General features: G+C 67.5%; 12 protein-coding genes. 5 read left to right on the top strand and 7 right to left on the bottom strand.

What is annotated here, in order from left to right; genetic code table 11:
- Positions 1-18: 18 nt before the first annotated feature.
- The 3 genes from ACXJJ8_RS06450 to ACXJJ8_RS06440 are packed head-to-tail and all read right to left on the bottom strand — an operon-like array spanning position 19 to position 2,156.
- The gene (locus ACXJJ8_RS06450) at positions 19-216 is read right to left on the bottom strand and encodes a hypothetical protein (RefSeq protein WP_499027866.1); all 198 of its coding nucleotides are present in this window, start codon (positions 214-216) and stop codon (positions 19-21) included.
- Positions 217-276: 60 nt separating this feature from the next.
- Positions 277-1,188 (bottom strand): patatin-like phospholipase family protein, encoded by a 912-nt coding sequence (locus ACXJJ8_RS06445; RefSeq protein ID WP_499027864.1) that lies wholly within the window; start codon positions 1,186-1,188, stop codon positions 277-279.
- Positions 1,188-2,156, bottom strand: a complete 969-nt coding sequence (locus ACXJJ8_RS06440) for a helix-turn-helix transcriptional regulator (RefSeq protein ID WP_499027862.1) — start codon at positions 2,154-2,156, stop codon at positions 1,188-1,190. The genes ACXJJ8_RS06445 and ACXJJ8_RS06440 overlap by 1 nt, the downstream gene beginning before the upstream one ends.
- A 49-nt stretch (positions 2,157-2,205) precedes the next feature.
- On the opposite strand from ACXJJ8_RS06440, the gene ACXJJ8_RS06435 reads away from it, so the two are divergent.
- From ACXJJ8_RS06435 to ACXJJ8_RS06420, 4 genes are read left to right on the top strand one after another with little or no spacing between them, the layout of a single operon-like run.
- The gene (locus ACXJJ8_RS06435; protein ID WP_499027859.1) at positions 2,206-5,082 is read left to right on the top strand and encodes a molybdopterin oxidoreductase family protein; all 2,877 of its coding nucleotides are present in this window, start codon (positions 2,206-2,208) and stop codon (positions 5,080-5,082) included.
- Positions 5,079-5,831, top strand: a complete 753-nt coding sequence (locus tag ACXJJ8_RS06430; protein WP_499027856.1) for a 4Fe-4S dicluster domain-containing protein — start codon at positions 5,079-5,081, stop codon at positions 5,829-5,831. The genes ACXJJ8_RS06435 and ACXJJ8_RS06430 overlap by 4 nt, the downstream gene beginning before the upstream one ends.
- Positions 5,832-5,841: 10 nt before the next feature.
- Complete coding sequence (locus ACXJJ8_RS06425) at positions 5,842-6,186, top strand: heavy metal-binding domain-containing protein (RefSeq protein ID WP_499027854.1); 345 nt, start codon at positions 5,842-5,844, stop codon at positions 6,184-6,186.
- Positions 6,187-6,194: 8 nt separating this feature from the next.
- On the top strand, positions 6,195-7,145 hold the full coding sequence (locus tag ACXJJ8_RS06420) for a dimethyl sulfoxide reductase anchor subunit family protein (protein ID WP_499027852.1): 951 nt from the start codon (positions 6,195-6,197) through the stop codon (positions 7,143-7,145).
- On the opposite strand, the gene hemC is transcribed toward ACXJJ8_RS06420, so the two are convergent.
- The 4 genes from hemC to ACXJJ8_RS06400 are packed head-to-tail and all read right to left on the bottom strand — an operon-like array spanning position 7,139 to position 10,593.
- Entirely contained in the window at positions 7,139-8,047 is a 909-nt protein-coding gene (hemC, locus tag ACXJJ8_RS06415; RefSeq protein WP_499027849.1) for a hydroxymethylbilane synthase, read from the bottom strand. The two genes, ACXJJ8_RS06420 and hemC, sit on opposite strands and share 7 nt — an antisense overlap.
- A gap of 38 nt (positions 8,048-8,085) precedes the next feature.
- Positions 8,086-8,829, bottom strand: coding sequence for a LytR/AlgR family response regulator transcription factor (locus tag ACXJJ8_RS06410; protein ID WP_499027847.1), 744 nt, complete (start codon positions 8,827-8,829; stop codon positions 8,086-8,088).
- A gap of 13 nt (positions 8,830-8,842) precedes the next feature.
- Positions 8,843-9,910 (bottom strand): sensor histidine kinase, encoded by a 1,068-nt coding sequence (locus tag ACXJJ8_RS06405; RefSeq protein ID WP_499027845.1) that lies wholly within the window; start codon positions 9,908-9,910, stop codon positions 8,843-8,845.
- 2 nt (positions 9,911-9,912) lie between these two features.
- Entirely contained in the window at positions 9,913-10,593 is a 681-nt protein-coding gene (locus tag ACXJJ8_RS06400) for an alpha/beta hydrolase (RefSeq protein WP_499027843.1), read from the bottom strand.
- A gap of 143 nt (positions 10,594-10,736) precedes the next feature.
- Here ACXJJ8_RS06400 and ACXJJ8_RS06395 point away from each other — a divergent pair, with 143 nt between their 5' ends.
- Positions 10,737-12,404, top strand: coding sequence for a TPR end-of-group domain-containing protein (locus tag ACXJJ8_RS06395; protein ID WP_499027841.1), 1,668 nt, complete (start codon positions 10,737-10,739; stop codon positions 12,402-12,404).

The raw sequence follows: 12,404 nt of genomic DNA, 5'->3' as shown, positions 1-12,404 counted from the left end.
CACGCTATCACGGCCCGATCAGCGGGCGCGCACCCACCCGGCGCGGACGCGGCGCAGCGCCCAGAGCGCGCTCGCCGGCATGGCGATCAACCACAGGGGAAGGAAACCGAGGGGCGTGTTGCTGCGTGCGGCGGGGAGCAGGAGGACGGCGAGAACGCCGAGGGTGAGGACGATGCGCAGGAGGCTTGCGAGGCGGGTGGTCTGGGCGGGGTGCATGGGGTTCGCTCCGTTGACGTTGGAGCGAAGCTTCCGGCTGCGTCATCTCACGGGCTGCGATCAGTAACCCGCGGCATCGAGCGCCTTGTCGGCTTCCTTCCGCCCGATCTCGATCAACTCCTTCGCACGCCAGAATTCGTAGAACTGGCACGCATCGCGCGGGATGCGGATGACCAGTTCGGGTGGGTCCAGCGCGAGTTGCACGCGCGCGATCTGCGCCTGCATCGTGTCCAGCGAGCGCGCCATCAGGTCGGTGAAGCCCAGGCGCACGCGCGCGGCATCGGCCGATGCGTCGGAGGCGCGCGTGTGCATCCATGCGGTGAGCCAGCTGCGGTGGTTCGGCGTGGGGCCGGAAGGCGCGTCGGTTTCCGCCGGTTCGCCCGGCGGGCGTTGCGGCCAACCGTGCATGTCGACGGCGATCAGACGATGCGCGTCGGACAAGCGCGTCGCGGCGATCGGCAGCGGCGCAAGCAGGCCGCCATCGACGAGTGCGCGCCCATGGATCATGTGCGGCGTGAACAAGCCCGGGATCGCGAACGACGCGCGGATCGCGTCCCACATGTCGCCTTCGCGCAACCACACTTCTCGCTGGCGCAATACGTCGACGGCAACTGCGGTGAAGTCGATCGAGAGGTCTTCGATCTTCGGCGACCCGGCGATCTCGCGCAGCGCCGCGATCAAACGCGTGCCTTCGAACAAGGCCGAGCGCCCGAACCCCGGATCGAGCAACCGCAACATCGCGCGGCGATCCAGCGACAGCAGCCAATCGCGATACTCGGGCAGCTTGCCCGACGCATGCAGGCCGCCGACAAGCGCGCCGCTCGACGAACCGGCGATCGCGGAGATCTCCATGCCGCGCGCCTGCAGGGCTTCGATCACGCCGATCTGCGCGAGCCCGCGCGCACCGCCCGCGCCCAGGACCAGGGCGATCTTTTCCCCGCTGCGGATTTTCGGAGGATCGGCGGGCGACATCAGCGCTCGTAATTGGAGATGGCGAGCGCGAGCAGCGTGCGCGCCTGCTCACGCAGCGCCGGCGGTTCGACGATTTCCGCATCGCTGCCGTAATGCAACACATCCATCAGCAACTCGCGTGAATTGCTGTACGGAAGCTTCAATTCGTAGCGACCATCGGGCAGGAAGCGGCCCTGCTGCTGCGAATGCCAGCGTTCGTCGGCCACCCAGCGCGCGGCCTTCGGGCTGAATACGATCGTCGCCCAGTTCTTCGGCGCGCCGGAAAAGATGCCGTAGCTGGAAGCCAGGTGTTCGTCGAGCTGCGCGTCCTCGATGTCGCGCGCCTCGCCGTCCAGCATCTTTGCCGAGGCGATGCGGTCGACGGCGAAACTCCGCAGCCCCTCGCGGTCCTCGTCCCATGCATCGAGGTACCAGTTGTCGCGGTAGTGCGTGACACGCTGCGGCGAGACGGTGCGGCGCGTCTTTTCGTCCGTCGAACGCGCACGGTAGTCAAACGTCAATTTACGGCGGCCGAGCACCGCCGAGGCGACGATACGGAACGAATGTTCATCCAGGCGTCGCGGGCGGCTGGCGATCACGCGCACGCGCTCGACCGGCCAGCGTTTGCCGCCGGCCTGCTCCTCCAGCAGTTTTTCCACGCGCGATTGCAGGGGCGCGAGGGCGGTCGACAGCAACCCGCCGCCGCTGCGCGAAAGCAACTGCTGCGCGGCGAGCAGGGCATGCAGCTCTTCGGAGTTCAGCCATAGGCCGGGCAGCTCGAAGCGATCGTCCTCGTTCGCGTCGTACTTGAAGCCGGCCTCGCCATCGCCCACCACCGGCGCCATCAGGCCGTCGCGGAGGAAGGCGAGGTCGCGGTAGACGGTGGCGCGCGAGCAGCCCAGTTCGTCCTGCAACCGCGCGACGGTCACCGGATAGCGCGCCGCCTTGAGCAGGCGGTGGAGGGCGTTGATGCGTTCGTAGCGGTCCATGGGTGAATTAAAGCAGATGCCGCCGACCGCTTCTCCTACAATGCGTCCCATGCGCGAGCCCGAGCTCAACCCGTCGCCCTCCCCGGGCGACGCCGTCCACGCCACCACCTGCTACATGTGCGCGTGCCGCTGCGGTATCAGGGTGTGGACGCTCGAAGGGCGGATCCGCTACATCCAGGGCAATCCGGACCATCCGGTGAACCGCGGTGTGCTCTGCGCCAAGGGCTCGGCCGGGCTGATGCAGCATTACTCGCCGGCGCGCCTGACGCGCCCGCTGCTCCGCACCGGGGAACGCGGCAAGGGCGAATTCAAGGAAATCCCCTGGGACGAAGCGATGGCACTCGCGACCTCCTGGCTCGCGCCCATCCGCGAACGCAATCCCGACGAACTCGCCTTCTTCACCGGCCGCGACCAGTCGCAGGCACTCACGGGCTGGTGGGCGCAGCAATTCGGCACGATTAATTACGCGGCGCATGGCGGGTTCTGTTCCGTGAACATGGCGGCCGGCGGGCTGTACACGCTCGGCGGCTCGTTCTGGGAATTCGGGGAACCCGACTGGGACCACACGCAATACCTGATGCTGTGGGGCGTCGCCGAAGACCACGACTCCAACCCGATCAAGCTCGGTTTGGGCAAGCTGAAGGCGCGTGGCGCGAAGATCGTCGCGGTCAACCCGGTGCGCAGTGGCTACGGCGCGATCGCCGACGAGTGGATCGGCATCCGGCCCGGCACCGATGGCCTGTTCGCCTTCGCACTGATCCACGAATTGCTGCGCAGCGACCGCATCGACCTGGATTACCTGGTGCGTTATGCCAACGCGCATTGGTTGGTGATCCGCAATCCGGGTGGCGCGGAGGACGGCCTGTTCGCGCGCGATGCGAACGGCGAGGCGCTGTGCTGGACGCCCGATGGCGCGCAGCCTGCGAATGCGATCGACATCAGCCCGGCAGTCGTCGGCGAATACACGTTGCAGGACGGCCGCGCAGTCGTCCCGGTTTTCCAGTTGCTCGCCGAACGCTACCTCGACCCGCAGTATTCCCCCGACGCGGTCAGCGAACGCTGCGGCATTCCAGCCGACACCATTCGCCGCATCGCACGCGAACTGGCGAGCGCGGCCTTCGCTTCGAAGCTCACGCTGCCCATCGCATGGACCGACAGCTGGGGCCGCGAACACGCACGGATGGAAGGCCGCCCCGTGTCGATGCACGCGATGCGGGGCATCAGCGCGCACAGCAACGGCTTCCATACCTGCCGCGCATTGCACCTGCTGCAGTTGCTGCTCGGCGCGGTGGATGCGCCGGGCTCGTTCCGCTTCCAGCCGCCGTTTCCCAAGCCGATCCCGCCGGCGAACCGCCCCGGCAAGCAGCGCCGCGACGATGGCGGGCTCGATGCCGCGCCACTCGGTTTCGTACATGCGCCCGAGGATCTCGTCGTCGACGCCGAAGGCCAACCGCGCCGCATCGACCATGCGTATTCGTGGGCGTATCCGCTCGCCGCGCACGGCATGATGCACACGATGATCCGCAATGCGTGGGCGGGCGACCCCTACCGCATCGACACGCTGCTGATGTTCATGGCGAACATGAGCTGGAACTCGGCGATGAACACCGGCGAGACGATGCACTGGCTCACCGACAAGTTCGAAGACGGCGAGTACCGCATCCCGCACATCATTTACAGCGATGCATACGCCTCCGAGATGGTCGCGTACGCGGACCTCGTCCTGCCGGATACGACCTACCTGGAACGTCACGACGCGATCTCGCTGCTCGATCGCCCGATCTCCGATGCCGACGGTGCGGGCGACGCGATTCGTCACCCGATCTTCGATCCGGCCACGCAACCCACCGACGACGGCCGTCCGCGCGACGTGCGCGGCTTCCAGACAGTGTTGCTCGAAATCGGCGCGCGCCTGGGCCTGCCGGGCATGGTCGAACCCGACGGCACGCCGAAATACCGCGACTACGCCGACTACATCGTGCGCCACGAGCGCATGCCGGGCGTCGGGCTGCTCGCGGGTTGGCGTGGCGCGGATGGGTCGCTCGAAGGCAAGGGGCCGCCGAATCCGAACCAGTTGCAGAAATACATGGACAACGGCGGGTTCTGGCACACGCCGATTCCCGAATCCGCGCGCTATTTCAAGATGGCCAATCGCGATTATCTGCGCTGGGCCCACGGCTTCGGCTTCGTCCCCAACGAGCAGCCGATCGTGATGCAGTTGTATTCCGAAACGCTGCAGAAGTTCCGCCTTGCGGCGCAGGGGCACGGTGCGCACCAGCCGCCGGATGAACATCGCACGCGCGTGGCGACGTACTTCGATCCGCTGCCGATCTGGTACGAGCCGTTCGAACACGACCAGACCTCGCGCGACACGTATCCGCTGAGCGCAATTACGCAGCGCCCGATGTACATGTATCACGCATGGGGCTCGCAGAATGCGTGGCTGCGGCAGATCCAGACACGCAACGCGCTGTACGTGCACCCCTTGACGGGCGCGCGCCATGGACTCGCGGAAGGCGATTGGGCCGACGTCACTTCGCACAACGGCACGATCACCGTGGAGGTGCGTTTCGCCGGGAACGTGCAGCCCGACACCGTGTGGAGCTGGAACGCGATCGGCAAGCGCCGCGGTGCATGGCGCTTGTCGAAGGACGCGCCGGAGGGCAAGCGGGGCTTCCTGCTCAACCATCTGATTTCCGATGTCACGCCGAAGGGCGACTACGCCAACGCCGATCCGGTGACGGGCCAGGCGGCGTGGTTCGACCTGCGCGTGCGGATCGCGAAGTCGGAGACGGCGGGCGAAAGCGCGCCGCAATTCGCGCCGCTGCGGTTCACCGAAGCGCCCGACCATCCGCTGCGTTACGGCGCGAATGCGCGCAACCACGAACACCCGAGCAAGACTTCGACGGACGATACGCTGCCATGACCGATCTGCCGCCGCCGTCGAAGAAGAAGCTCGGGCTGGTCATCGACCTCGACACCTGCGTGGGTTGCCACGCGTGCGCGACGGGCTGCAAACAATGGAACAGCGGCGGCATGGCCGGCCCGGTGACCGACGAGAAGCCGTACGGCAAGGATCCCTCGGGCGTGTGGTTCAACCGCATCCACAGTTACGAACTCGAGCAGGTGCCGGCATCGGATCAAGCGCCTGCACAGCCGGCGATGACCCTGCACTTCCCGCGCTCCTGCCTGCACTGCGAAACGCCCGCGTGCGTCACCGTGTGCCCGACCGGTGCGAGCTACAAGCGCGCGTCGGACGGCATCGTGCTCGTCGATGAAGACAAGTGCATCGGCTGCAAACTGTGCTCGTGGGCCTGCCCGTACGGCGCGCGCGAGTACAGCGAAGTTGAGGGCGTGATGAAGAAATGCACGCTCTGCGTCGACCGCATCTACAACGAGAACCTGCCCGAAGCCGAGCGTGAGCCTGCGTGCGTGCAGGTGTGCCCGACGCGTGCACGCCACTTCGGCGATCTCGGCGATCCCGAATCGAAGGTCTCGAAGCTCGTCGCCGAGCGCGGCGGCCTTCCGCTGCTGCCCGAACTCGGTTACGCGCCGGTCAATCGTTATCTCCCGCCGCGGCCGCGTCGCGCGGGTGGCGGGGACGATGCCGCCATCGCAGAACCCACCGTCGAAGTCACGCCGAAACGCTGGCTCGACCGCATCTTCCGCCGCTGAGGATCCCGCCATGTCCGATCAAACGCCGGTGCTCGTCACCACCACCAACGCGGTCGAAGGCCGCCGCATCGTCGACTACAAGGGCCTGGTCGGCGGCGACGCGATCCTCGGCGCCAACATGTTCCGTGATTTCTTCGCCGGCATCCGCGACATCCTCGGCGGCCGCTCGGGGTCCTACGAGAAGGTCTTGCGCAAGGCGAAGACCGAAGCGGTCAACGACATGATCGAACAGGCGCGCGAACTCGGCGCGAACGCGGTGGTTGGCGTGGACCTGGATTACGAGACCATCCAGATCCAGGATGGCGGGTCGATGCTGATGGTGTCGGCGTCGGGCACCGCGGTCGTGTTGGAGTGATGCCTTAAATGCATCCCGCGCTTTCGGTCATCTTCTTCACCACGCTGTCGGGCGCGGGGTATGGATTGTTGTTCTGGGCGGCATGGCATGCGCTGACGGGCCAGAGTGCCGCGCGCACGTTGCTCGCATGCATCGTGTTGGCGGTGGTGTTGTCGACGATCGGGTTGCTCAGCTCGATGCTGCACTTGGGCAAACCGCTCCGCGCGTGGCGCGCGTTCTCGCAATGGCGCACGTCGTGGTTGTCGCGCGAGGGTGTCGCGGCCATGGGGACGTTCGCGATTGCGATCCTGCTCGCCACCGCTTGTCTCCCGTTCCTGCTTTCAGGGCAGGCCTGGGGCGGGGTCGCTCTTGGCGCGCCGGGTAAAGCAGTCGCGCTGCTCGCAATGCTGGCGAGCCTGATCACCGTCCACTGCACGGCGATGATCTACGCCTCGTTGACGCCCATTCCCGCCTGGCGCCACCGCCTCGTCCCCTACGTCTACCAAGCCTTCGGCCTGTTCACCGGCGGCCTGCTCTTCTGTGCCATCGCCACCTTGTTCAACCGCCCGATGTCGAACATGGCTGCGCTCGCGGGCGCGCTGATCGCGATCGTGCTGCTTGTGCTGAAGCTGAAATACTGGCGCGACATCGACGTCCCGCTGCCCGCCACGCGCGGCGACGCGATCGGATTGCCGCAGCGCACCGCAACCGTCTTCGAACGCCCGCACACCGAAGCGAACTACCTGACGAAGGAAATGGGTTTCGTCGTGGCGCGCAGGCATGCGAAGCAATTGCGTTTGCTCGCGATCGCATTGTTCGCAGTGCTGCCGGCCGTGTTGCTGTTGCCCGCGGGGCTGCTCGCGCACGCGAATCCGGCGCCCTGGTATACGGCCGCCGCGCTTTGCGCCCTCGCCGGTGCCTTCGTCGAACGCTGGCTTTTTTTCGCCGAGGCGAAACACATGGTGACGCTCTACTACTGAGCGTCGATGAAGTCCCGAGCGCCTTGCGCCAGCAGGCGCTTGGCAACTTCCAGGCCCAGCGCCTCGCGATCCGATCCCGTGGACTCCGCGCGCACGACGCGCCCGTCGTTCGCCGACCCCACCAGCCCCTGCAGGTGCAACGTCGCGCCCGCGCGTCTTGCCAATGCGGCCACGGGCACGTGGCAACTGCCGTGCAGCGCGCGATTCATCGCACGCTCGGCCTCGACGCATTCGCGCGTGGCCGCATCATCGAGTGCAGCCAACAGTGCGAACGTGCCCGGCGTATCGTCGCGGCATTCGATCGCGATGGCACCCTGCGCCGGCGCGGGCAGCCATTCGGGTGCATCCAGTCGCAGGCGAATGCGCGATTGGAATCCAAGCCGCGCCAACCCTGCACACGCGAGCACGATCGCGTCGTAGTCGCCTGCGTCGAGTTTCCCAAGGCGCGTGTTGACGTTGCCGCGCAAGTCGCGCAGGTCGAGGTCCGGCCGCCGCGCGCGCAGCTGCGCCTGGCGCCGCAGCGACGAGGTGCCGACCACCGCACCGTGCGGCAGGTCTTCGATGCTGTCGTAGCGATTGCTGACGAAGGCATCCGCATGATCGGCGCGCAACAGGATCGCCGGCAAGGCGAAGCCCGGCTCCAGCACCATCGGCACGTCCTTCAGCGAGTGCACCGCGCAATCGGCTTGCCCGTGTTGCATCGCGACTTCGAGTTCCTTGAGGAACAAACCCTTCCCGCCGATCGCGGCAAGCGAGCGATCGAGGACTTCATCGCCGCGCGTGCTCATCGGTACGAGCATGACCTCGAGGCCGGGATGCGCAGCGCGCAATCGCTCGGCGACGTGTTCGGTCTGCCAGAGGGCCAGCGGGGATTTGCGAGTGGCGATGCGGAGCGTCTTCATGCGCCCATTATCGTCCGCCAGGGCAGCCCGCGCGTGGACTACAGGTGCTTCACCGTCTCGCGCAGGTGCGCCACGCAGCGCCGGCTCACTTCCAGCGGATGCTCGCCGTGCCGCAACACGGCCTGCACGTGGCCGTCGGGGGCGCGCTTGAGTTCGACGATCTCGTGCCGCGCCACCAGGCAATTGCGGTGGATGCGCACGAAGCGGTCGCCGAATTCCTCTTCCAGCGACTTCAGCGATTCCTCGATGAGGTCCTCGCCCCGCGCATGGTGCACGACGACGTACTTCTCCTCCGCCTGGAGGTAATGCACGTCTTCGATGGGGATCAGGCGCAGGCTGCCGCGCAGGCGCGCGCACAGGTGCGTGCGGTGTTGCTCGTGCCGGGGTTCGCCGTCGAGGGCGGCGCCGTTGCCGTTGCGGCCCGCGGCGAAGGTGCGCGCGCGTTCCAGCGCTGCGGCCAGGCGTTCGGGGCGCACGGGCTTGACCAGGTAGTCGATCGCCGCGGCCTCGAAGGCCGACAGCGCATGCGCGTCGTACGCGGTGCAGAACACCACCGCGGGGCGGGGTTCGAACGCGGCGAGGTGGCGCGCGGTCTCCAGGCCATCGATGCCCGGCATCGCGATGTCGAGCAGCACCAGGTCGGGATGGTGCTGCGCGCACGCATGCAGCGCCTCGCGCCCGTCGCCGGCTTCCGCGACCAGCTCGATCCCGGGCTGTTCCGCAAGCAAGTCGCGCAAGCGCTCGCGCGCAAGGGGTTCGTCGTCGGCGATCAACACTCTCACGAGCGACCTCCTGCTAGAGCGGGACCCGAAGCTCAGCCAGATAGTAGCCCTCGTGCCAGTGTCCGGTCACGCGGGCCTTGGAACCAAATGCATAGGCCAGCCGATGCGCGATGGAACGCTGCGCGTGGCCGCTCCCGCCCCTGCCCGGGGTGGGCACGTCATTCGGCGTCATGTCCCGTTCCCTCGGCGGGGGTGCTGGGTTATGAACGCTGATATGCAGCCCATCCGGCCGCAGGGCGAGCTCGATGTCGATGGTCCCGCCCGCCGGGAGGCGCGAAACGCCATGCAGGACGGCGTTTTCGACCAGGGGCTGCAACACCAGGCGCGGGAGGCGGAGCTGCCAGGGCAGCGTCTCTTGGCGCCCGCGCCAGCGCACCTGCAAGCGGTCGCCGAGCCGGAGTTGCTCGATCGACAGGTAGCGCTCGGCCAGTTCGACTTCCTCGGCCAGGGTCGAATCGCCCTCGCCCGCGCCCAGCGCCGCGCGGAACAGGTCCGAAAGGTCCAGCACCGCGCGCTCGGCGACGTCCGGGTCGCGGCGGACCAGGCCGGCGATGGTGTTCATGCTGTTGAAGAGGAAATGGGGCTTGATGCGCGCCTGCAGCGCATCGGCCTCGGCGCGTGCGCTCGCGCGCACCTGCTTCTGCCAGCCATCGACGGCGTAGAGGTAGCGCAGCACGACGCTGACGATCAGCGTCGCGATCGCCGCGCTGCCGCCGATGAACCGTTGGAGGCGCACTGTTTCCGGCACCAGCCCGAGGGCCAGGCCGCGATCCACCGCGTGCACGAGCGCCGCGCCCGTGGCGGCGATCAGCGCGGCCACGAGCACCGCCGCAGTGCCACCGATCCACGGCCGCATCTGCGACAACGACCGGCGCGCGACGCACAACACCACCGAGACGGTGAGCGACAGCCACAACGCGAACGCACTGGCCGAAGCGAAGCGCGCGGGCGTCCATTCGGCCTCCGAGGCCGGGGCGAGCGCGATGATGCACACCACCAGCTCCGCCACGCCGAGCATGATCGCAAGCCGCCCGAGGCGGCACAGGTCCGGCAACCAGGGCTCGCCGGGCGTGGACTCCATGCTCAGCCGGCGAACCTGCGGTCGAACCACGCGCGCAGGTCGCGCACTTCCTCCGGGCATACCGCGTGCGGCATCGCATAGGACCGCCAGGTGACGTCGAACCCGAGGTCGCCGAGCGTTTTCGCGGTCGCCACGCCGGCCTGGATCGGGATGACCGGATCGGCATCGCCGTGCGCGAGGAAGATCGGTTGCTTGCGCGCCTGCTCGGTCGCTTTCTCGCCGGCGATGTCGTGCGACATCGGGATGTAGGTCGACAGCGCGATGATCCCGGCCAACGGCGTCTTGCGGCCCAGCATGGCGGCCAGCGCGATCGCCCCGCCCTGCGAGAAACCGGCGAGGAAGATGCGCTCGGGTGGGATGCCGCGGGCCTGTTCGCGGTCGAGCAACGCGCCGACCTGCGCGGTGGACACCGCGACCCCATCGGCATCTGCGCGATTGGCCAGGTCGAAATCGCGGATGTCGTACCAGGCGCGCATGCGCATGCCGGCATTGATGGTCACCGCGCGCACGGGCGCATGCGGGAATACGAAGCGGATCGCCGGCCATTCGGGGCGCACGAGTTCGGGCACCAGCGGGGCGAAGTCGTGCCCGTCGGCGCCGAGGCCATGCAGCCACAGCACGGACCAGCGCGGATCCGGTCCGGTTTCTTCCTCGATGGTTTCGAGCAGGTCGATGGCGTCCATGGATGTCTCCCGCGGCCCTGCTCCGCAGTGCCCTTGGCCGCAGTCTAGAACAAGGAGGATGCGGCGGCGGCTGTCCGAGGCATGCCGTTCGCCCCGTTTGCTCGACGATGGGGGCGCGTCTTCGCGTTCCCGACGGAGGGCGCATGTCGAGTTCGCTCGGGCGGCTTTTCTCGGAACTGCGCCGGCGGCGTGTCGTCCGCGTGCTGATCGTCTACGCCATCGCCGGTTGGCTTGTGATCCAGGTTGCCGCCACCGTGCTGCCGAGCCTGCACCTGCCGCCCTGGACGGTCACGCTGGTGGTCGCCCTCGTCGTACTGGGCTTGCCGATCACGATCGCGATGGCCTGGATGTTCGATGCCGGGCCGCGCGGCCTGGAACGCACGCCGCCGCTGTCGGCCGAGCCCGCACCCGTGGTGTCGACGCCGACACCGGCGCCGCCTCCCGCGCCTGCATCGACACCGCCGCCCGTCGAGGCCGCAGCACAGGCCCCCGCGCAAGCGTCCCGCGCTTCGCCCGTCGTCGATGGCCGGCGAACCATCGCGGTGCTGCCCTTCGTGAACATGAGCGGCGATGCGGAGAACGAATACTTCAGCGACGGCATCGCCGAGGAGATCCTCAACCTGCTGACGCAACTGCCGCAATTGAAGGTGGCCTCGCGCACCTCCGCCTTCGCCTACAAGGGCAAGGACTTCACGATCCCCGACGTCGCGCGCGACCTCGGCGTCACCACGCTGCTCGAAGGCAGCGTGCGCAAGGCGGGCGAACGCGTGCGCATCACCGCGCAGCTGATCCATACGGGCACCGATTCGCACCTGTGGTCGGAGACCTACGACCGCGAAATGAAGGACGTGTTCACCATCCAGGACGACATCGCGCACAGCATCGTCAAGGCGCTGCAGGTGACGCTGACGCCGCAGGAACGTCGCGCGCTGGTGTCGGTGGCGACCTCCGACCCGGAAGCCTACGACTACTACCTGCGCGGCCGCAGCTACATGTATTCGATGGCGCGCCGGGATTACGAACACGCGATCCGCATGTTCGAACAGGCGATCGCGGTGGATTCCAAATACGCGCTCGCCTACGCCGGCATGGCCGACGCCTATTCGCACCTGTTCCGTTACGCCGCGGCCACGCCCGAAAATGCGATGCGCGCCAATCGCGCGAGCGAGCAGGCCGTCGTGCTGGATCCCGAATCGGCCGAAGCGCACGCCTCGCGCGGCCTGGCGCTCCTGATCGGCGAGCAATACGACGCCGCGCAACAGGAATTCGAAACCGCCGTCGCGCAGAACCCGAACCTGTTCGACGCCTGGTACTACTACGGCCTCGCATGCTCTTCGCGCGGCGACCACGAGAACGCGGCGAAGAAATACGCACGCGCCGCCGAAGTGAATCCCGCCGATTTCCAGGTGCCGATGTTCCTCGCGCAGACGCTGGCATCGCTGGGCCGCAAGCAGGAAGAGATGCGCGTCCGTCTCGGCGCGCTCAACACGCTGGAACGCCACATCAAGCTCAATCCGCACGACACCCGCGCGTTGTACTTCGCCGCGCAGGACCTGTATCGCGTCGGCGAGAAGGAACGCGCGATCCTGATGGCCGAACAGGCGCTGAAACAGGCGCAGGACGAACCGGTCGTGCTTTACAACCTCGCGTGCTTCTACTGCGAGCAGGAAGACACCGAGCGTGCGATCGATCTACTGGAGCAAGCCGTCGCGCTGGGATGGGGCGACCGCGCATGGATGGAACACGACAGCGACCTGGACCCGCTGCACGGCAACCCGCGGTTCGAGGCCCTGTTGTCGCGGATCAAGTGA

It is taken from the genome of Lysobacter sp. P5_C4, from assembly GCF_054049695.1.
The sequence above is the reverse complement of the archived record's forward strand: the minus strand, read 5'-3'. Positions and strand labels throughout refer to the sequence as shown.